17 protein-coding genes are annotated in these 20,200 nt (G+C 63.0%); 9 read left to right on the forward strand and 8 right to left on the reverse strand.

Annotated features, from left to right (window positions below; all coding sequences use genetic code 11):
- Positions 1-348 precede the first annotated feature (348 nt).
- Both PW789_RS09505 and PW789_RS09510 read left to right on the forward strand, forming a co-directional pair.
- Positions 349-2,187: a L,D-transpeptidase family protein gene (locus PW789_RS09505; protein ID WP_299374923.1), complete on the forward strand. Its 1,839-nt coding sequence runs from the start codon at positions 349-351 to the stop codon at positions 2,185-2,187.
- A 343-nt stretch (positions 2,188-2,530) separates the two neighbouring features.
- Entirely contained in the window at positions 2,531-3,154 is a 624-nt protein-coding gene (locus PW789_RS09510; protein WP_299374926.1) for a YdeI family protein, read from the forward strand.
- 667 nt (positions 3,155-3,821) lie between these two features.
- Here PW789_RS09510 and PW789_RS09515 read toward each other — a convergent pair.
- Positions 3,822-5,960: a glycosyl hydrolase family 18 protein gene (locus tag PW789_RS09515; RefSeq protein WP_299374929.1), complete on the reverse strand. Its 2,139-nt coding sequence runs from the start codon at positions 5,958-5,960 to the stop codon at positions 3,822-3,824.
- 212 nt (positions 5,961-6,172) lie between these two features.
- Positions 6,173-7,528 (reverse strand): alpha-L-rhamnosidase, encoded by a 1,356-nt coding sequence (locus PW789_RS09520; protein ID WP_299374932.1) that lies wholly within the window; start codon positions 7,526-7,528, stop codon positions 6,173-6,175.
- 92 nt (positions 7,529-7,620) lie between these two features.
- Here PW789_RS09520 and PW789_RS20080 point away from each other — a divergent pair, with 92 nt between their 5' ends.
- Genes PW789_RS20080 through PW789_RS09530 form a run of 3 tightly spaced genes read left to right on the forward strand, consistent with a single transcriptional unit; the run spans position 7,621 to position 10,551 of the window.
- Positions 7,621-8,349, forward strand: a complete 729-nt coding sequence (locus PW789_RS20080) for a hypothetical protein (RefSeq protein WP_367182522.1) — start codon at positions 7,621-7,623, stop codon at positions 8,347-8,349.
- Positions 8,330-8,827, forward strand: a complete 498-nt coding sequence (locus tag PW789_RS20085) for a hypothetical protein (protein ID WP_367182524.1) — start codon at positions 8,330-8,332, stop codon at positions 8,825-8,827. Before PW789_RS20080 ends, PW789_RS20085 begins: the two co-directional genes overlap by 20 nt.
- Before the next feature lie 38 nt (positions 8,828-8,865).
- On the forward strand, positions 8,866-10,551 hold the full coding sequence (locus tag PW789_RS09530) for a M28 family peptidase (protein ID WP_299374935.1): 1,686 nt from the start codon (positions 8,866-8,868) through the stop codon (positions 10,549-10,551).
- Between the two features lie 223 nt (positions 10,552-10,774).
- Here PW789_RS09530 and PW789_RS09535 read toward each other — a convergent pair whose 3' ends face one another.
- From PW789_RS09535 to PW789_RS09545, 3 genes are all read right to left on the reverse strand, one after another.
- Positions 10,775-11,218 carry a DUF1761 domain-containing protein gene (locus PW789_RS09535; protein ID WP_299374938.1) on the reverse strand — a complete coding sequence of 148 codons (444 nt, stop codon included), beginning with the start codon at positions 11,216-11,218 and terminating at the stop codon, positions 10,775-10,777.
- Between the two features lie 95 nt (positions 11,219-11,313).
- Positions 11,314-13,542: a GH92 family glycosyl hydrolase gene (locus PW789_RS09540; RefSeq protein ID WP_299374941.1), complete on the reverse strand. Its 2,229-nt coding sequence runs from the start codon at positions 13,540-13,542 to the stop codon at positions 11,314-11,316.
- A 40-nt stretch (positions 13,543-13,582) separates the two neighbouring features.
- Positions 13,583-13,777: a hypothetical protein gene (locus PW789_RS09545; protein ID WP_299374944.1), complete on the reverse strand. Its 195-nt coding sequence runs from the start codon at positions 13,775-13,777 to the stop codon at positions 13,583-13,585.
- Positions 13,778-13,928: 151 nt separating this feature from the next.
- Between PW789_RS09545 and PW789_RS09550 the strand changes: the two genes are divergently transcribed.
- Positions 13,929-14,351 carry an OsmC family protein gene (locus PW789_RS09550; RefSeq protein WP_299374947.1) on the forward strand — a complete coding sequence of 141 codons (423 nt, stop codon included), beginning with the start codon at positions 13,929-13,931 and terminating at the stop codon, positions 14,349-14,351.
- A 243-nt stretch (positions 14,352-14,594) separates the two neighbouring features.
- On the opposite strand, the gene PW789_RS09555 is transcribed toward PW789_RS09550, so the two are convergent.
- Positions 14,595-15,512, reverse strand: coding sequence for a cation diffusion facilitator family transporter (locus PW789_RS09555; protein WP_299374950.1), 918 nt, complete (start codon positions 15,510-15,512; stop codon positions 14,595-14,597).
- Positions 15,513-15,594: 82 nt separating this feature from the next.
- Positions 15,595-16,287 carry a hypothetical protein gene (locus tag PW789_RS09560; RefSeq protein WP_299374994.1) on the reverse strand — a complete coding sequence of 231 codons (693 nt, stop codon included), beginning with the start codon at positions 16,285-16,287 and terminating at the stop codon, positions 15,595-15,597.
- A 194-nt stretch (positions 16,288-16,481) separates the two neighbouring features.
- Here PW789_RS09560 and hslV point away from each other — a divergent pair, with 194 nt between their 5' ends.
- The gene (hslV, locus tag PW789_RS09565) at positions 16,482-17,018 is read left to right on the forward strand and encodes an ATP-dependent protease subunit HslV (protein ID WP_299375753.1); all 537 of its coding nucleotides are present in this window, start codon (positions 16,482-16,484) and stop codon (positions 17,016-17,018) included.
- 111 nt (positions 17,019-17,129) lie between these two features.
- Positions 17,130-18,713, forward strand: a complete 1,584-nt coding sequence (hslU, locus tag PW789_RS09570) for an ATP-dependent protease ATPase subunit HslU (RefSeq protein WP_299374997.1) — start codon at positions 17,130-17,132, stop codon at positions 18,711-18,713.
- Between the two features lie 90 nt (positions 18,714-18,803).
- On the opposite strand, the gene PW789_RS09575 is transcribed toward hslU, so the two are convergent.
- Entirely contained in the window at positions 18,804-19,253 is a 450-nt protein-coding gene (locus PW789_RS09575; protein ID WP_299375000.1) for a helix-turn-helix domain-containing protein, read from the reverse strand.
- A 126-nt stretch (positions 19,254-19,379) separates the two neighbouring features.
- Here PW789_RS09575 and PW789_RS09580 point away from each other — a divergent pair, with 126 nt between their 5' ends.
- Positions 19,380-20,156 carry a glucose 1-dehydrogenase gene (locus PW789_RS09580; protein ID WP_299375003.1) on the forward strand — a complete coding sequence of 259 codons (777 nt, stop codon included), beginning with the start codon at positions 19,380-19,382 and terminating at the stop codon, positions 20,154-20,156.
- The last annotated feature ends 44 nt before the right edge of the window (positions 20,157-20,200 follow it).

Here is a 20,200-nt window from a genome sequence, read left to right on the forward strand (position 1 = left end):
GCACAGGCCTTCACAGACCCCAGCCGCTCAAGCATCCCGAACCCTGTCATTCCGAGCGGGCGCAGCGAGCCGAGGAACCCCCCGCATTTCGCCGGCATCGCCACCCCGCAAAAAGGGAAGCCAGGGCTCCCCAAAGGGACCGAAGGCGCGCCGCAGCGAAGCCGGGTGCCCCATTCATGCGGCTTCATCGCATGAGTGGGCCAGCCACCAACACCAAACGGGAAGCCATCTCAACCGAAACGAAGTAAAAGAGACCACCCATCCCCCACCCGACACCACCTCTCAACCGCGCATCATAAAATAAAAGCCGCGACGACCACTCGAAGCCGTGAAGGACACGCCCCGCACATGTTGAAGCTCTCTCGCCGTTCCATCGGCGCTCTCTGCACGCTCACTCTGCTGCTGTCCGCCGACGGTTGCCGCCGCCACCGCAAGACCACCTCGGCCCCCAACACCACCAGCTACTCCGACGCCATCGAGCCCCTCACCGAGACCACCCATCTCCCCTTCCTCCGCTGGCCCGACATCACCGACTATCAGCCCCTCGTCAAAACCTTCTACGACGACCGCAACGACGAGATCGCCTGGACCCGCGACGGCAACCCCACCCCCGCCGCCATGGGCTTCATGACCGCCTTCGCCCAGGCCGAGCTGCACGGCCTCCATCCCGACGACTACGACGCCAGGAAGTGGGAGGACCGCATGCGCGCCCTCACCGGCCGCCGCGACAAGGACGTCGTCCAGTTCGACATCGCCATGACCGTCAACGTCATGCGCTTCATCTCCGACCTCCGCGTCGGCCGCGTCAACCCCCAGCACTTCAACTTCGACATCAACGTCGCCGACAAGAAGTACAACCTCGCCGAGTTCGTCTCCGACAACGCCGTCGACGCCACCGACGTCCCCGCGCTCATCAAAAAAGTCGAGCCCAACTCCGAGCTCTACCGCCGCACCGAGCAGGCCCTCGCCCGCTACCTCGATCTCGAGCGCAAACAGGTCCAGGAGGACGCCGACCCACTCCCCGAGTACGAGCGCGCCCTCAACGTCGGCGATACCTTCGACGACGCCACCGCCCTCACCCAGCGCCTCCAGCTAGAAGGCGACCTCGACGGAGGAGATCCCGACGGCGACCTCGATGGCGACGCCAGCCGTAACACCCAGGCCGGCGCAGACCGCGGCGACGACGACGCAAAGCAGCCCGCCAAAACCAGATCCGGCAAGCCCGCGCCAAAGGTCTACACCAAACGTCTCTCCGAGGCGGTCAAAAAATACCAGAGCCGGCACGGCTTCACCGAGGACGGCAAGCTCACCTCGCAGACCATCGCCTCGCTCAACGTGCCCATGTCCGAGCGCGTGCAGCAGCTCGACAACACCCTCGAGCGCTGGCGCTGGCTGCCCGACAAGTACGTCAACCCGCGCCTGATGGTCAACCTGCCCGAGTTCGTCCTGCGCGGCTACACGCCCGACAACACGCTCGACTTCACCATGCGCGTCGTCGTCGGCCAGGTCATGGGCGAGCACCAGACCCCCGTCTTCGCGCACATGATGCGCTACCTCGTCTTCCGCCCCTATTGGACCGTCCCCATCAGCATCACCCGCAAGGAGCTGGTGCCGCACATGCAGGCCAACAAGGGCTACCTCGCCAGCAAAAACTTCGAGGTCGTCACCGCCAAGGGCCAGCCCTATCCCAACTACACCGTGCAGCAGGTCGCGCAGGGCTCCGTCATGGTGCGCGAAAAGCCCGGCCCCAAAAACTCCCTCGGCCTGGTGAAGTTCATGTTCCCCAACCAGTACGACATCTACCTGCACTCCACCCCGGCCCCGCAGCTCTTCAGCCGTACCCGCCGCGACTTCTCCCACGGCTGCATCCGCGTCCAGAAGCCTGAAGACCTCGCCGTCTGGGTTCTCGACGGCCAGAAGGACAAGGACGGCGAAGAGTGGGATCTCGACAAGGTCCACGACGCCATGTACGACGGCGACGACAACCACCAGGTCAACCTCAAAACACCCCTGCCGATCGTCATCTTCTACATGACCGCCGAGGTGGAAGAAGACGGCAGCGTCCACTTCTTCGACGACATCTACCACTACGACGAGCAGATGGAAAAGGTCCTCGAAAAAGGCCCGCCCTACCCCATCAAACCCGATCCCATAGCCCCCAAACCCAAACCCGGCGACACCGTCTAGTCAGGTACCGATCACTCAGCGCCGCCCACCAGCCACCGCCTGTCGACTACTGGCCACTCAGCATCGGGCGCCCGGCACCGAGCACCATGACCCAGCGTGTGCAGCCACAAAAAGTGCCTGTCATCCCGACCGAAGGCGAAGCCGAAGCGGAGGGACCTGCTGTTCGACCACGGCGGCCTAAACAGTCACAATCAGTCACCCCAACCACCGAAGTCGAATGGGTGCCCCATACATGCAGTTTCATCGCATGCGTGGGCATTTCAGCGAAGCTCGAACCGCTCTACCCCGCCACAACCGCAAATCCCTTCCATCACCACGCCGTCATTTGTAAACTGCTCGCACCATGCCGCCCGTCGCCACCTTCGACCCCCGCGTCGACGCATACATCAACAAGTCCGCCGTCTTCGCGCAGCCCATCCTCACGCACCTCCGCGAACTCGTCCACAAGACCCTCCCCGATGTCACCGAAGACATCAAGTGGTCCATGCCGTTCTTCCTCTACAAGGGACAGATGCTAGGCAACATAGCAGCCTTCAAAGCGCACTGCAGCTTCGGCCTCTTCGGCAACGCCATGCGTGACTACTTGAAGCAGCAGGGCGTCGACCAGAAGGAAGGCATGGGCTCGATGGGCAAGATCGCCACCCTCAAAGACCTGCCGCCAACGAAGACACTCGCTGGCTATATCAGGCACGCTGCCATGCTCGTCGACGACGGCGCCAAAACCATGACGCGCACCAAAAAAGCCGCCAGGGCCGCCCCCGAAATCCCCACCGAGCTAGCCGCTGCCCTCAAGAAGAACAAAGCCGCCACCAAAGTCTGGAACGACTTCAGCCCCAGCTGCCGGCGCGAATACACCGACTGGATCACCGAAGCCAAGCGCGAAGAGACGAAAGAGAAACGCATCGCCCAGGCCATCGAATGGATCGCCGAAGGCAAACAGCGCAACTGGAAGTATCAGAACTGTTAGCGCTGCGCACGTCACATCTCACCCACCTGCTGTGCACCACCATCTCACCCACCTGCTGCATATCACCACCTCATCAGCCTGCTCCGCACCACTACCTCAGCCACCCATGGAGGTGTCATTCCGAGCGAGCGCAGCGAGCCGAGGAACCCCCGCATTCGCCCGCAGCGGCACCCTGTAAAAAGGACCGCTGCAAAAGCCGGGACTCCCCAAAAAGGCCGTCATCCCGACCGAAGGCGCGCAGCGCCGCAGTGGAGGGACCCGCTTCTCGACCACGATCGCATCCCAGCCCATAACGCCGGGTGCCCCATTCATGCAGTCTCACCGCATGAGTGGGTATTCGAGCACAGCTCGAACCGCTCTCTCAAAGAGCACGCCCACCACTGCTGATTGGTCAACTCTCCAAAGAGGGTCAACCCTCCAAAGAGTGTCAACCCCTCCGACCACCCCAAAAACAGGCCCACCCATCATCAACACCAGGCAGATAAGCCACTTACGCCCCGGCAAAGAACCCGCCCAAAAGCGCCGATCCGCCCCACCCCATCCACTAAACTAGTCATACCCTCAGAAAATGGCATGGCCCGGGAAATCCCCCGGGCCATATTCATTTCAGGTCAGCCTTTTACAAAGAGAGGTCCAGACCTAACCTCAGCCGAATGAAGATTTTGGCCTATTTTGACGGGGGGTACCCATGCAGCTGCGGCCCCACGCTGTTGGAAAACACATAATTCAGCCGCCGGTCCGCATCGATCGTCCAGAACATTGCGCCGATCATCTCCGGATAGCCCTTTGCACTGCGCATCCTGTACTTCACGCCCTCCGGCCGCTTGCCCGTGATGATGTAGTCCATCGCCTGGTCCACGATCCCCGACGTCGTATCGCCCGTCAGAAAACCCACCGCCACCTGCTTCGCCGGAACCGCCGGGAAGAACATCTTCGGATCGCCGCCCACGTTGAAGCCATGCAGCAGCAGCTCCGTCATCGCCGCGTGATAGTCCACCGTGCCCGGCTGATAGATCTCGCCATCCAGCCCCTGCAGCGGCGGCGTGTTGTAGTCCTGCACATCGATAAACGTCAGGATGTCCCTGATCGCATACGTAATCGCCAGGTACGATCCAAACTGCCCGCCATAGCTCGGATAGCCCGCTGGAATCTGCGTGCCCTCCGGCACCAGCGAGATCATGAAGTTCTTGCCGAAGTGATCGTGCAGCTGCCGCAGCGCGTCGATCAGGTTCACGATCGAAGGCGTCGTCGGATGCCTGAAGTCCGTGTCGCCCGCATCGATCGAAAGCGACGGACTTTCAAAGTCGATATCGATCCCGTCGAATCCATACTCCGCCACAATCTGCTCTACCGAAGCAACATAGGTAGGCACGCGCTTCGGGTCGGCCAGCGTAAAGTGCTGCCCGCCGCCGCCCAGCGAGATCATCACCTTCTTGCCCTTGCCCTTCAGCCACGCAATATCGCTCTTGAACTGCTCCGTGTCGAAGTCCGGCGGCGTCCGGAACGTCATCGTGCCCTCGGGCGCCGTCTTGTCCGGCGTCGCGAAGGCCACCAGAATGTAGTCCCACTGCGGCGAAACCTCACGCAGCGAGAAGCTCGTCCCCTTCGCACCATAGCCCGACCAGTAGCCGATCAGCTTATGCCCGTTCGGCTTGGCCGTCGGATAGAAAGGCTCCTCCGTCGGCTTCGGCGCCGCCGCCATCGCACCCGGCCTGCGCTCCGGGCAGGCCTTCGCCGGTTCGCCCAGCATCGTCGCGTCAGGAAAGCTGAATGCTTTGCCATAGGGCTCCGCCGCCCCCACGTACCACGGCATCAGCGCCACGTTCTGCACGTGATACAGTCCGCCCGCGCCATGCACCACCTGCGGCTGCGACGCTGGAAAATTATTCTTCGGATTCGTGTCCGTCGGCTCCAGCTGAAAGTACGTCGACGCCACGCGATTGCCGCCGCAGCGCCCACCGTCACCTGGCTTCATCCCCTCCGGCCGCATCCAGCTCACCGCATTGCCCGGAGCCGTCGCCGGGTTCAGCTTCTTCTCATACAACTCGCGCTGAAACAGCGGGTCCATCAGCGGATCGTTCACAAACTCCGCCAGCTGCTGCGTCAGCGGCTGCGCATCTTTATCGGTGATCACCGCAGGCGCATTGCGCAGATAGCTCGCCAGCACAAACGAGTTGCCCGTCGCGCGGTCCACACCATGCGTCCCCCACGAGCAGCACACCGTCGCATCGCCCATCGCGTAGAACGCCGTATTGTGCGTCACCACGAAGACCAGCGCGCCGTCCTGCTTCGGCAGCTTCTTGAAGACCTCCTGCTGCACAAACTCCAGGTCCACGATCGCCGCATACGTCCCCGTCGACTTCGACTCCAGCACATAGCCATAGCCCGCGGGAACCGTCACCGTCACCGGCTTCACACGCGGCTTCGCCAGCTCCGTATGCCAGTTTTTCTCCTTCGGAAACGTCGCCCGCAGCATCGCATCGGCGTATTGCGTTGGCGCTTCTTTGCCGTAGCGGAACTTTGCAAACACCGGCGACCGTTCGATCGGCGCAACATCGCCCGCGGCATCCATCGCAAACGGCTTGCCTGCAACCTTCTTCGACTCGAACTCCAGCCGCACCGGCGCAATCACCGTGGGGATCGTCGTCGTGTTCCCCTTCGCAGGATCGCCGCCAACCATCGTCAGAGTTGCCGCACCATGCTTCTGCGTAAACGTCGGAACCGTCCCCTGAGCCACAGCCGCACGCAGCGACCCCATCGAAGCAGCCATCAAGCCAAGCAGGCCAAGCCCTGTAGCAACCCTCATCTCTTCTCCCAAAACATCACGCAGTCAGAATCTTCCAATGCAACACCATCTGGCAACTGAGCAGCCAAGGAGCCCGTCCTGCTCCCCAGGTAATCAACCAGGAATGTCATTTCGACCGGAGCGCGAAGCGCGTAGTGGAGAAACCCGCTTTTCGACCACGACAACCCAGGCAACCACATCACGCTTTTTACCGAATCGACAACGGCGAATTCCTAAGCCTCCGGAGCATGCCCCAGCCGCCGCGCAAACTCCAGAAACACCAGCGCGCACGGCGAGTACCCACTCGGGTCCTTCTGCGTAAAGTCACCCGTCCACGGATCCATCTGCTGGCGAAACTCGCCATGCCGCATGATCGCCTCGCACCACGCCGACATCAGCACCTTCATCTCCGCGCCCTTGCCGTAGTGCTCCATCCAGCGCGGCACGCGCAGCGCCGTCAGCGCCTGCGTCGCTCCGCCCCAGCTGTTGCGCGGGATCGGCTTCACGAACGCCGGATCATCCATCGCCACCGACGTCAGCGGATACGGCGCCCAGAACGCCTTCGGATTATGAATCTCCTTCGTCCACACCGCGTCGAAGATCGCCTTGTCCTTCGCCTCGTCCAGCTTCAGCACATGCTCGCCCAGCACGCGGCTGATCACATCCGAGCGCACCTTTACAAACTTGTTCTCCGTGTCCAGATCGTAGAAGGCTGCGTCCTGCGGGTCATACAGCTTCGTCAGGATCAGCTGCCGCAGCGTCTCTGCCTCCTGCTCCCACCGCGCCGCCTCATCCGGCTTGCCCAGCATCTTTGCCATCTTCGCCAGCGCCACGCGTCCACCGTATACCGTAGCCGACAGATCGGGACACAGTCTGGGTACTCCCACGCCCGGAGGAAATTTCTTCGCGTCCGCGTCTGGACAGCGGTTCGGCACGCCCTTCCATCGCGGACTGTTGTCATGTCCCGTGTCGTAGGTGCAGAAGCCCTCCACCAGCCCCGTGCCGCGCGTATTGCGAAACTCGCGCAGCCACGCATCCCACCGGCTGCACGACTTATATGCCGTCACCAGCAGCTCGTCGTCATCTGTAAGCTGCGAGACCTCCCACGCCGTCGCCGCGATCGGCACCACCATCTGGATCTGCCCATAGCCCACCTCGCTCAGCTTCACCGAGGCTGGCAGCTGCCCGTCTTCCTTCTGCAGCGCGAAGAAGGCCATGTGATTGTTGCGTGCCGCTGCGAGTGCAGATTTTTGCGCATCCGTCGCATGCACGTACTTCGCCAGCGTGCCGTACACCAGCCCCTCGTGTGGCCCGCACTCCTGCCAGATGCCCGCATACACCGCGCCTTCAAACAGCACCGGCCGGTCGAAGCGCGGCACGCTGCGTACATTGCCCGCGAGCACGGCCAGCGCCGCGTCCCACGTCTCTTTCCACTTCGTCTCATCCTTCGGGGGAGCTGCTGCCGCCGTTGTCGTTGTCGATGTATCCGTCGCCTGCTGCGCGCGCGCCAGCGGCCCCAGTAAGCCTGCAGCGGTCGTATGTCCTGCTGCCAGTGTGGCCATTTTTACCATGCTGCGTCGTGTCACCATGCGGGAACCCTCATCCTCTGCGGGAATGTCGATGTCGGAAAACTGTACGTTCCCATACTACGTCTGCATCGGAGACGATAGACTGACATGCGATGCAAGCACGACACCGTCTCGAGATCGTCGCGCCGATCTCAACTCCAGCCACCCCGGCCGAAGCCGCACTCGCACTCGATCCACCCGTCTTTCGCCGCCGCCTGATGAACTGGTATCGCGGCCACGCGCGCGAGCTGCCCTGGCGCGGCATCCACGACCCGTACAGAACCTGGGTCTCCGAGGTCATGCTCCAGCAGACCCGCGTCGAAGCCGTCATCGATCACTACCACGACTTTCTCCTCCGCTTTCCCACCGTCCTCGCCCTCGCGTTGGCCAAGGAAGAGGTGGTGCTCGCCTCCTGGTCAGGCCTCGGCTACTACCGCCGCGCCCGCATGCTGCACAAGGCTGCACGATTTATCACCGCTGAGCGCGGCGGCATCCTGCCTCACAGCGCGCTTGAGCTGCGCACCCTGCCCGGCATCGGCGAGTACACCAGCGCCGCCATCGCTTCGATCGCCTTCGGCGAGAGCATCGCCGTCGTCGACGGTAACGTCGAACCGCGTTCTCCTCCGCCTCACCGGCCGCGCCGAGCAGGCCAACGCCCAGGGCCGCGCCTTCATCCAGAAGCAGGCCAACCTGCTCGTCCCGCGTCGACGCCTCCAGGGCGAGACCAACGCCGCCGGCGATCACAATCAGGCCATGATGGAGCTCGGCGCCACCATCTGCCTGCCCCGCGCCCCGCTCTGCCTCAACTGTCCTGTCTACGCCATGTGCTCCACCCGCGGTGAGCACGCCACGCAGCCCCGCGCCGCGCAGAAGAGCCGTCCCGCCGCTTACCTGCTCAGCCTGCGCAAACGCGGCGTCATCACCGAGGTCCTCCTCCAGCGCCGCCCCGACGACGCTACCCTCATGGCCGGCATGTACGAGCTGCCACCGCTGCCGCAGGATGTCGTCCACGGACGCGAGCCCACCATCCGCCTCCGCCACGCCATCACCAACACCAACTATTACGTGCAGGTCTTCGCCCCGCGCGGCAGCAAGGACCAGGCCCTGCGCCGCGCCGTTCCCGCCGCACGCGCCGACCTCAAGTGGGTCCGCGCCTCGCGGCTCAATCAGCTCGCGCTCACCGGCCTGGCCCGCAAGATCCTTCAGCGCCTGGAGATCATGTCCATCACCCCCATCCGCCTGGCCGAAGAAGAGCAGCCTGCGCACGATGCGAAGAGGCAAAAGCGCCTCAAGGGTAAACTCAAGTCTGCACGGAGCTGACGTCTCAGCTCCGCCACCATCCTCCGGGAGCCGCCTCCGTGAACGTGTTTCGCTTCATCACCGTCTCGTCCTTCTTCGCCTCCGCCCTGCTCTCCGCGCAGAGCATCCCGCCCGCGGTCAAAAGCGCAGAGTCCACCGTCGATGGCGAAAAGATTCGCGCCCACGTTAAATTTCTCTCCGACGATCTCCTCGAAGGCCGAGGCCCCGGCACCCGCGGCGGCGAGATCGCCGCCCAGTACATCGCCACGCAGTTCGCCCTCGACGGCCTCAAGCCCGCGGGCGACAACGGCACGTACCTGCAGATGGTCAACTTCGTTGGTACCAAAACCATCGCCGACAAGACCCACCTCTCCTTCGTCCCCGACAAGCCCAAGGGCGGCGGCATGAACATCATGCTGCACAGCTACGACCTCAAATTCGGCGACGACTACACCGTCAACAACCGCCGCCTCACCGAGTCCGTCGACATCAACGCCCCCATCGTCTTCGTCGGCTACGGCGTCACCGCGCCCGAGTACGGCTGGGACGACTACGCTGGCATCGACGTGAAAGATAAAGTCGTTCTCTGCATCGTCGGCGACCCGCCCTCCGACGATCCCAAGTTCTTCGGCGGCAAGGCCCTCACCTACTACGGCCGCTGGACCTACAAGTTCGAAGAGGCAGCCCGGCACGGCGCCATCGGCGCGCTCATCATCCACCGCACCGACCTTGCCAGCTACGGCTGGGATGTCGTCAGGAACTCCAATACCAGCGAGAAGACCTACCTCCGCGATAACAAGGACCCACAGCTCGCCGCCGCCAGCTGGATCACGCTCGAGTCCGCACGCACGCTCTTGCACGCCGCGAACCTCGACCTCGAGACCGAGATGACCGCCGCAGGCAAAAAGGGCTTCAAGGCCATGCCGCTGCCCGTCTCGCTCGAAGCTCACATTGAAGCCAGGGTGCGCAGCTTCCAGTCACCCAACGTCGTCGCCATGATCCCCGGCGCCAACGTCGCCGCAGGCAAGCCCGACCAGGCTGTGATGTACACCGCGCACTACGACCATCTCGGCATCGTGCCCGGCAAACCCGGCGACAACATCTACAACGGAGCCGCCGACAACGCCACCGGCGTCGGCATGCTGCTGGAGATGGCCCGCGTCTGGTCCACCATGAAGACGCCCCCGCCGCACTCCGTCCTCTTCGCCTCGGTCGCCGCCGAAGAGCAGGGCCTGCTGGGCAGCGAGTACCTCGGCCAGCACCCACCCGTTCCCGCCGGACAGATCGCGCTCGACATCAACTACGACATGATCCTCCCCATCGGCGTCCCGCTTGAAGTCAACCTCAACGGCGAGCAGCGCAGCAGCTTCCACGCCACCGTGCTCGACACCGCAAGACGCTTCCATCTCACCGTCGTGCCCGACGCGCACCCCGAGGCGGGCGGCTACTACCGCTCCGACCACTTCTCCCTCTCCCGCGTCGGCATTCCCGCCTTCTCCGTCGATCAGGGCGAACTCTTCGAAGGCCACGACCGCGAATGGGGAGCTGCTAAAGACAAGGCCTTCGTCGACAACGACTATCACAACTTCTCCGACAACTATCACGCCGACTGGGACTTCAAGGGCAACGCCAAACTTGTAGCGTTCGGCATCGACCTGGGCTGGCAGGCCATCGCCTCTCCCAAACAAATCGAATGGCTCCCCGGCGACGAGTTCGAAGCCGCCCGCAAGGCCTCGGAGAAGTAGTAAACATCTAGCTTGGAAGTAGTAGTGATAGCTTGCAAAAGCGCAGCAATCCATACGCTGCTTGTCCAGCTTCACAAACCGTTTTGCCGCACGAAAGGTTTTTTGTCGCAGTACCCCAAATGTCGCAGCACCCCAAATACTGTCATCTCGACCGGAGCGAAGCGGAGTGGAGAGACCTGCTGTTCGGCCACAGATGCTCATGCAGCAGGAGAAGAACCAGACCTCACCGCTTCTGCCACCCACCCAGCACCGCTCCCATCAGCACCATCCCCACCAGCGGATAGCCCGCGACGATCGCGAGCGTCCTCACGCCTCGCCCTTCAAAGGCATACTCGGTGGCGAAGGTCACGAAGACCGTGCAGAACCAGACGATGACCGCGACCTGCACGCCATGCGCGACCGTGAACGGCCCGGTCTTCTGTATCAGCCAGGAGAGAAACAGCGCCAGTACGAGCGTCAGCAACAGGGCGATGATGTAGATCAGCGCCGGGCTGACGCCGCTTGCCATCAGCTGCTCCATCGTCTTGCCGATGCCCTCCATCCACGGGTTCTTCAGCAGCGTGAACCACACCGCCCCCAGCCCGAAGTAGCAGAGCGTGGCAATGATGATGGCGAGTGGCTGAAAGCGCACACCGGCGGAAAGTGGTTCCTGACGAAGATCGTTCATAGCTGACACCCTCGCTTCAGGCGAATGGAACGCGGAAACCCTCGGCCTGCAAAGACTGGCGGAATTGTAGCCCAGCCGTGCACATAACGCCTGCGCTACTTCACCGCGATCGCCTTCGCGCGCCATGCGCTGGCCCACTTCGAAGGCTGTGGGCCCATCACGAACTGCAGCGTGCCGCCGCTCATAATGTCCTTATATCGCACAATTGGATCGTTTAGCGGACGGCCGTTCAACGTCGCTGACTGGATGTAAATATTTGCCGGTGCCGCATTCTTCGCCACTACCGCGAAGGTGTTGCCGTTGGCCAGCTTCATCGCGAAGCGACCGAACATCGGCGCGCCGATCATGTACTCCGCGCTCGCCGGGTTCACCGGGTAGAAGCCCATCGCGGTAAACAGGTACCACGACGACATCTGCCCGCAGTCATCGTCGCCGTCGATGCCCGAAGGCAGATTGGCATACTCGGCGTTCGCGATCTCACGCACCTTCGCCTGCGTCTTCCACGGCTCGCCCGAGTAGTCGTACAGGTAGCCGTAGTGATGACTCGGCTCGTTGGAGTGCACGTTGTGTCCGCCCGAAAAATGCTGATCCAGCTTGGCGTTGTACTGTGCCTCGCCGCCCATCAGCTGCAACACGCCAGCGATATCGTGGAACGGCGACCAGGTGTAGACCCAGGCGCCCCCCTCGGTCCAGCCGGAGAGCGCACGGCTCTCGTGCGAGTCGCGGTCGCCGCTGAACGGCGCCCATCTGCCGTCTGAGGTCTTGCCGTTCATCAGGCCCAGCGCAGGGTTGTAAAGATTGCGGTCGTTCAGGGAGCGCTTCAGGAAGAACTCGTAGTCCTTCTCCTTGCCCAGCGCCTTCGCCACCTGCGCCACGCACCAGTCGTCGTAGCTGTCTTCGAGCGTGCGCGACGCAGCCTCGTCCGTCTTGTCGGTGGGAATGAAGCCAAGCTGCTTGTAGTACGTCAATCCGCCGCGGCCCTCGTACGGCGTGTGCTGTTCGCGGTCGAGCCAGCGCCGCGTCGTATCGCCGTCGGGCGGCGTCATCGCGTCCTTGTACACGGCATCCCACGCGGTCTTTCGGTCGAACCCGGTGAAGCCCTTTGCGATCGCCTCGGCTACCATCGAGTCGGCGTGCGTGGCGATCATGATGTTGGTGTAGGAAGGGTTGGGCCACTTCGGCATCCAGCCGCCCTCTTTGTAGTCCTGCAGCAGCGCCGTGATCATGCCCGGCACGCGCTCGGGCGCCATCAGCGTCAGCATGCTGTGCTCGGCGCGGAAGGTGTCCCAGATGGAGTAGGCGTTGTAGCTCTCGCCGGCGTGAACCTTGTCGTCAAAGGCCGAGTAGTAGTGGCCGTACTCGGAGAAGAGGCGCGGATACAGCAGCGCGTGATACAGCGCGGTGTAGACGATCTTGCGCTGGTCTTCGCTTGCTCCATCCAGCTGCACGCGGTCAAGCTTCTTGTTCCATGTGGAACAAAGCTTGTTCCTCACTGCGTTGAAGTCCCACACCGGGATCTCGCGACGCAGGTTCTCGCGGGCCTGCTCGACGCTGATAAACGAGGTGCCGATGCGCACGTCGACCGGCTCGCCGGGAGCGAACTCGGCGAAGCCGCCGCGGGCGACGCGCGCGCCGTAGTTGTCCATGCCATAGGTCGCGGCGTTCTTCCATGCGTGGCGGAACTGCACGACGAAGTAGCCCTTGAAGTTAGGCAGCACGAAGGGGCCGAGGTTGCGGTCGATGCGATGCGGGTTATAGCCGGTGATCTCGTGGCGCGCGGCGTTGATGTTGACCATGCCCGGAACACCGGGGCGCGACATCTCGGCCAGCACGCGGCCCGCCTTGCCGTTGGGGAAGCTGAAACGCAGGTAGGCACAGCGCTCGGTGGCCGTCATCTCGGCGTGAATGCGCGCGCCGTCCTTCGCCGTCATCCACACGGAGTAGTAGTCGGGGCGTGTGACCTCTTCGCTGTGCTTGAAAGCCATCTGCCGCGTCTCGGGCGTGGTGGCCAGCGGGCCGACCTGCGGCATCAGCGTGATGTAGCCGTAGTCGCCCATCCAGATGGCGGGCTGATGCGTGCCCATAAAGCCCTGGATGTTGGTGTCCTCGTACTTGTAGCTGACGACGCTCAGCCGGTTCTGCCGCGTCTGCGGTGTCCAGTCGGTCATGCCGAAGGGCGGCGTGACGAACGGCATGGTTCCGCCGTAGCCGATCTTGCCGGAGCCGGTGCCGATGTACGGATTCACCTCGTCGATGTTGCCCCTGGGAGGCGCGACGGCGCCGAAGGCAGCCGTGGGCAACGACAGCAGGAGGAGGGCTTTCACGATAACGTTCATCGCAGAAAATGTAGCAGGGAAGCGGTACTTAGTAGAAATCGGCACAGCTCAGGAAGTAACCGCAGGTGCGGCAGATGAGCTTGCAGCGGCTGTCTTCGAGGCGCGAGGAGCAGGTGGGGCACCATACCTGGTGATGCCCGGCATCGATGGGACACTGTGCCTGATCCTGCATGGAAGCAGCAGGATGCGTGCCGGTGTTCTCAGCATTTAAGGGAGCGGACACCTGGTAAGCGTAACGTACTTTTCATTTTTTTCGACAGCCGAAGTGTTTTTCAACGGACTGAGATGTTTTTCAACGGTCCAAGGTACGACGGCGGCGCATCGAATGAGGTACGTTCGTAGAACGAGTTGAATCGACAGAGAAGGAGACGAACATGGATCGCTACGCAAGCGCAGTCTGGCACGGCACGCTCAAAGAGGGCAAGGGCGCCATCACCACCCAGAGCAGCACGCTCAAGGACACGCAGTACAGCTTTGCCGCCCGCTTTGCCGAGGGTGTGGGCACCAACCCCGAAGAGCTGATCGCCGCCGCGCACGCCGGCTGCTACACCATGGCGCTGAGCGCTCAGCTGACCGAGGCGGGCTTCACTCCGGACACGATCGAGACCAAGGCGACGGTGACGCTCGACCTGCACGGCGCGCCTGCTATCACGAAGATTCACCTGGTAAATACTTCGAAGATTCCGGGTATCGACAAGGCGAAGTTCGACGAGCTGGCGCATGCGGCGAAGGAAGGCTGTCCGGTGTCGAAGGTGCTGAAGGCGGCGGAGATTACGCTGGATGCTACGCTTCAGTAGTTTGTAACTGATTTGGTTGCAGAAGGGCACGGCTTTGGCCGTGCCCTTTTTGTTTGGGTGGTTGTTTGGCGTTGCCGGTAGAGAAGCAGGTTTCTCCACTGCGCTTCGCTCCGGTCGAAATGACAATTTTGGGGAGGGGACAGTTTTTGGGGCGGTTCTGCTGCCGAGTGTAGCTTCGCTCGGAATGACGATTTTGAAGGGGGTACTTAGGGGTGCGGGAGAGAGCGGGTGCGGAGGCGCGGTTTAGTGCGAGTGGCCGTGGTGATGATGACCGTGGGCTCCGACCTCTTCGGGCTCCGGGGGGGAGGAGCAGCCGTGCGTGGTCTCGCAGCCGGTAGTCTCGAACTGGATGGTGGTGTGGGTGATGTGGAACTTGTCGTGCAGCCGCTTGTTGATGGCGTCGAGGATGCGTGTGCACTCGGAGGCGGGCATCTCGCAGACGGTGATGTGGCTGGCGAGGGCGTGGGAGCTGGAGCCTAGACTCCAGACGTGGAGGTCGTGGACGTCGAGCACGCCTTCGACCCCGGCCATAGCCACGCGGACGGCAGACAGGTCGATGCCCTGCGGCGTGCCTTCGAGCAGGATGTTGAGCGTCTCGCGGATGATGCCGACCGAGCTCCACAGGATCATGGCGGCGATGAGGAGCGAGAGGACGGGGTCGACCCAGCTCATGCCGGTAAAGAGGATGGCCGCGCCGCCGGCGATGACGGCGGCGGTGGAGAGCGTGTCGCCCAGCATGTGCAGGAAGACGCTGCGGATGTTGACGTCGCCGGAGAACTTCCAGAGCAGCGCGGCGACGGTGCCGTTCATCAGGACGCCTGCGAGGGCGACCTCCATCATCAGCTTCGGCTGCACCTCGACCGGAGCGCTGAGGCGCTGCACGGCGGTAATGGCGATCCAGACCGAGAGAACGACCAGGGTGGAGGCGTTGACGAAGGCAGCCAGCACGCCGGCGCGTTGATAGCCAAAGGTTTTGCGGTCGGTGGCGGGGCGTCCCTGGAAGTAGACGGCGACGTAGGAGAGGACGATGGCCAGCAGGTCGGAGAGGTTATGCCCGGCCTCGGAGATGAGGGCCAGCGAGTGGGCGCGCAGACCGAAGATGAAGGTCGCCAGCACATAGGCGGCGGTAAGCCCCATGGAGAGCCGGAGGACGTTCTGCATGCGTCGGTTTGGTCCGGCGACCATGTGCATAGTTCGAGTGTAGTCCCGTCGGAGGACAGGTTCAATTGTGCGGGGGGCGGTTCTATTCGGCGGCGGGCTGGTGGTGGCGGTCGATGCCGAGGACGGGACGGGGCACCTCGGCGGAGAGGCGGAGGCCGCTCCAGGACTCGGCGACGACAATGCTGTTGGCTGGATTCTGCGGCTCGTAGCGCACCTGGACGGGCAGGTCGGTGCGGATGTCGCGGACCATCTCGGCGAGGCTGGTGACGTCCTGCGCGGCCTCGTAGCTGACGCCGGCGATGCGGTAGTTGTAGACGATGACCTGCGGGGTGACGTGGGAGTCTTCGACGTCGGCGGGGTGATGCAGGTGGCCTTCGGCGGTCTCGAGGATGATGCCGTCGGTGATGCGTCCCACGGCGGCGAGCCGCTCGCGGCGCTCGCGCTCCATGTCGTCGGGGCTGAGACGGGGGCGGCGCAGGAGGTAGATCGCCAGGCCGCCGGCGGCAGCGGTCGCGGCGGCGATGGCCAGCGTGTGCCGGGAGAGGCGCAGCGTGGGCGGCAGGAGTGAAGGCAGAGAATCGAGCACGGCAGGGATCCTGAGAAAGAGCATAGCCCAGCCGCGGTGGTGGACGAATGAAAGATTTGGGGGAGATGAGATGGCGCGAAGGTGGGAGGACGGGAGGTGTCGTGGTCGAAAAGCGGTTTTTTTTACCCCAACGAGCAGGCTCGCTGGGGCACACCGGCTTCCCTTCGGTCGGGATGACGGTGACGGCAAGCAAGGCGGGCGGGATGGCAATGCCGGGGAGGTATGGCGCGGCGCCGGAGGATGCGGCGATATACTGAGATGTGCTTAAACACAGCGTTTCGCCGTCGTCCCGTCCCCCCAAGCGCGAGAAGATTTCGCATGCAAGCCAGCAGGCGGCAGCCATTCCCCTGGCGCATCCGCTGGATTTAGCCGAGGGCAGGCGTATCCGCTCGACGACCGTAGTTTGCGTGCGCCGGGGCGACTCGGTGGTGATGGCCGCCGACGGGCAGGTTTCCATGGGCGCGACGGTGATGAAGCACTCGGCGAAGAAGATCCGCCGCCTGTACCAGGACAAGGTGCTGGCGGGCTTTGCGGGATCGACCGCGGATGCGTTTTCGCTCTTTTCGCGCTTTGAGACCAAGCTGGAACAGTATGCCGGTAACCTGGGCCGCGCCGCGGTGGAGCTGGCCAAGGACTGGCGCACGGACAAGATGCTGCGTCAGCTGGAGGCTCTGCTGATCGTCGCCGACACGAAGACGACCCTGATGCTGTCGGGCACGGGCGATGTGATCGATCCGGATGAGGGCATCTGCGCGATTGGTTCGGGCGGCAGCTTTGCGCTGTCGGCGGGACGGGCGCTGCTGGAGAACACGGAGCTGAGCGCACGGGAGATCGCGGAGAAGTCGATGAAGATCGCTGGAGATATCTGCATCTATACGAACAGCAATGTGCTGATCGAAGAGTTGAAGACGACGCTGTAGGCAGAGGCTAAAAGCAGATTCCCCCGCGGCGTTGCGGAATGACAAACATAACGTTGAGTCGAGATTTAATCAGGTAATTTGCTGACTCGCTCAGTTTCAGGAGTTCGACATATGGCAATTTTTCTACCCGGAACCGCAGAAGATCAGGCGCTGGCGCTGGATGAGATGACTCCGCGCGAGATCGTGGCTGAGCTGGACAAGTATGTTGTGGGACAGCAGGCGGCCAAGCGTGCTGTCGCGATTGCGCTGCGAAATCGTCAGCGGCGGCAGAAGCTTTCGCCCGAGCTGGCCGACGAGATCATGCCGAAGAACATCATCATGATCGGCGCGACCGGTGTGGGCAAGACGGAGATCGCGCGGCGGCTGGCGAAGCTGACCAACTCACCATTTTTGAAGGTGGAGGCGTCGAAGTTCACTGAGGTAGGTTACGTCGGCCGTGATGTGGAGTCGATTGTGCGCGACCTGGTGGAGATCGCCATCGATATGGTGCGCGAGGAGAAGATGGAGGAGGTGGAAGATAAGGCCGAGATGGCTGCGGAAGACCGCCTGCTCGACCTGCTGCTTCCGCCGACGCCCGCGGCTGCCGTGGCTGCGGCTGCTACCGAAGTTCCCGGGACGAATGTGATCCAGCTTCCGGCGTCGATGCCGGAGGACGGCGCTGCTGCCGCCGGGACGCACGAAGACAAGCCGGTCGACCGCGAGCACCGCACGCGCGAGAAGCTGCGGCAGCAGTTCCGCGAGGGCAAGCTGGATGAGCGCATGGTCGAGCTGGATGTGCGCGACCGTAACTCGCCGAGCTTCGAGATCATCACCAACCAGGGCACGGAAGAGATGGACGTCAACCTGAAGGACATGCTTCCGGGGTTGTTCGGCCAGCGCACGAAGAAGCGCAAGATGAAGATCGCCGAGGCCTTCGAGTACCTGGTGCAGGAAGAAGAGGGCCGCCTGATCGACATGGACCAGGTGACGCGGCTAGCGGTGGAGCGCGTGGAGGATGCGGGCATGGTCTTCCTCGACGAGATCGACAAGATTGCCGGGCGCGAGGGTGCGCACGGGCCGGATGTGTCGCGCGAGGGTGTGCAGCGCGACATCCTGCCGATCGTGGAAGGCACGACGGTGAGTACGAAGTACGGCATGGTCTCGACGGATCACATTCTGTTCATCGCGGCGGGTGCGTTCCATGTGTCGAAGCCGAGCGACCTGATTCCGGAGCTGCAGGGACGCTTCCCGATCCGCGTGGAGCTGAAGTCGCTGACGGTCGAAGACTTTGTGCGCATCCTGACGGAGCCGAAGTCGTCGCTGGTGAAGCAGTCGGTGGCTCTGCTGGAGACGGAAGGGCTGAAGCTGGAGTTCACCAAGGAGGCGATCCAGGAGATGGCGTCGTTTGCCTTCCGCGTGAACGAGACGACGGAGAACATCGGCGCGCGGCGGCTGCACACGATCCTCGAGCGCGTGCTGGATGAGATCAGCTTCCAGGCGCCGGACCTGATGAAGTCTTCGCGCACGGAGCCGACGGAGGAGGGTGTGGTCGCGCAGATTGCGGCGACCGGCAGCACACCTGCGTCGCCGCTTCCGGTGATCGAGCGCGAGACCAATGGCGTGAAGGAAAAGGTAATCGTCGTCGATCCCGAGTATGTGCGCCAGCAGGTGGCGGACATTGTGAAGGATCAGGATTTGAGCCGCTACATTCTGTAGCTGTTTGGGTGGCTGGGATGATGCTGCGGTAGAGAAGCAGATTCCTCCACTGCGCGCTGCGGTCGGAACGGCTTGCTGACCGTATCGGTATCAGCGGGGCGCGGGAAGGATCACTTCAATGTCGTCGGTGGTGAGGGCGCGGCCGTCGGCGCTTTCGACGACGAGGGGCCTCAGCGGCAGGTGATCGCGGCGATCGAGCAGGATCGAGTGGCCGTCGCCGTCAGGGAACATGTACTTTTCTCCCCACTGACGCAGGGCGACCATGACGGGCAGAAGATCCTTGCCGCGGGCGGTCAGCTCGTACTCGCTGTACGCGCTGCCGTCGGACGCGGGGACCAGCTGGAGGACACCGGCCTCGACCAGCATCCTGAGGCGTGAGGAGAGGATGTTTTTGGCCATGCCGAGACGCCGCTCGAACTCGGAGAACCGTTTGACGCCGAGAGTGGCATCGCGGAGGATGAGCAGCGACCACCACTGGCCGACGATATCGAGCGAACGGGCCATGGGGCAGACGCTGTCCTGGTTGGACTTATGTTTCATGGCGGGCCTCCCTGGAAATATTTTAGCAAAACTAGTTGCATCTTGAAACCACATTGATCCATCCAAACATCCGGTTGCAGTGATTCGGCAACAGCAGATTCGGCAGCACCAATAGGAGATGACACGATGAGACTCAAGGGCAAGAAGGCGTTGATTACGGGTGGCAACAGCGGCATTGGACTGGCAACAGCGAAGCTGTTCGTCGAAGAGGGAGCGGAGGTGGTGATCACCGGCCGCAACCAGAAGACGATCGACGAGGCGTTGCAGTTGCTGGGACCGAAGGCGCACGGCATTGCGGTGGAGATTACGGATTCGGCGGCGCGCAAGGCGGCCTTCAAGGAAGCTGCGGAGAAGTTCGGCAAGCTGGATGTCCTGTTCGTGAACGCGGGCATCCCCGGCAATACGCCTGCGGGGGCGGCTTCAGAGGAGCTGTTCCGCAGCATCATCGACATCAACCTGACGTCGGCGTACTTCACGGTGGAGGACGCTCTGCCATATCTCAACGAAGGCGCTTCGATCATCTTCAACGGCTCGGTGATCGGGACGCTGGGGCTGCCGGGGTACTCGGCGTATGCGGCGACGAAGGCGGGTGTGCGTGCATTTGCACGGGTGCTGGCGTCCGAGCTTTCGCCGCGCGGCATTCGCGTGAACGTGGTGGCGCCGGGAGGCACGAAGACGCCGATCTGGAACCGCGATGGATCGCGAACGGAGGAGCAGGTCTCGGGTCTGGAGAAGTGGATTTCGGGAACGGTGCCGCTGGGCCGCATGGGCGAGCCGGAGGAGATTGCGAAGGCTGTGCTCTTCCTGGCCTCGGACGACGCGAGCTACGTGCAGGGGGTGGAGCTGTTCGTGGATGGCGGAGCAACGGCCTCGCCGCTGGGCGGGCCGATGTTTCGCCAGTAATCGCCTCAGCTGCATTGACCTCAGCTGCATGGAAAGACAAAGGC

Source organism: Edaphobacter sp., assembly GCF_028283685.1.
Lineage (GTDB): Bacteria > Acidobacteriota > Terriglobia > Terriglobales > Acidobacteriaceae > Edaphobacter.

Bases quoted from the DNA above. Each gene is read 5' to 3' on its own strand.
- hslU (WP_299374997.1), top strand. From the start codon at position 17,130: ATGGCAATTTTTCTACCCGGAACCGCAGAAGATCAGGCGCTGGCGCTG.
- PW789_RS09505 (WP_299374923.1), top strand. From the start codon at position 349: ATGTTGAAGCTCTCTCGCCGTTCCATCGGCGCTCTCTGCACGCTCACT.
- PW789_RS09580 (WP_299375003.1), top strand. From the start codon at position 19,380: ATGAGACTCAAGGGCAAGAAGGCGTTGATTACGGGTGGCAACAGCGGC.
- PW789_RS20080 (WP_367182522.1), top strand. From the start codon at position 7,621: ATGCAAGCACGACACCGTCTCGAGATCGTCGCGCCGATCTCAACTCCA.
- PW789_RS20085 (WP_367182524.1), top strand. From the start codon at position 8,330: ATGTGCTCCACCCGCGGTGAGCACGCCACGCAGCCCCGCGCCGCGCAG.
- PW789_RS09575 (WP_299375000.1), bottom strand. From the start codon at position 19,253: ATGAAACATAAGTCCAACCAGGACAGCGTCTGCCCCATGGCCCGTTCG.
- PW789_RS09535 (WP_299374938.1), bottom strand. From the start codon at position 11,218: ATGAACGATCTTCGTCAGGAACCACTTTCCGCCGGTGTGCGCTTTCAG.
- PW789_RS09515 (WP_299374929.1), bottom strand. From the start codon at position 5,960: ATGAGGGTTGCTACAGGGCTTGGCCTGCTTGGCTTGATGGCTGCTTCG.
- PW789_RS09555 (WP_299374950.1), bottom strand. From the start codon at position 15,512: ATGCAGAACGTCCTCCGGCTCTCCATGGGGCTTACCGCCGCCTATGTG.
- PW789_RS09550 (WP_299374947.1), top strand. From the start codon at position 13,929: ATGGATCGCTACGCAAGCGCAGTCTGGCACGGCACGCTCAAAGAGGGC.
- PW789_RS09520 (WP_299374932.1), bottom strand. From the start codon at position 7,528: ATGGTGACACGACGCAGCATGGTAAAAATGGCCACACTGGCAGCAGGA.
- PW789_RS09510 (WP_299374926.1), top strand. From the start codon at position 2,531: ATGCCGCCCGTCGCCACCTTCGACCCCCGCGTCGACGCATACATCAAC.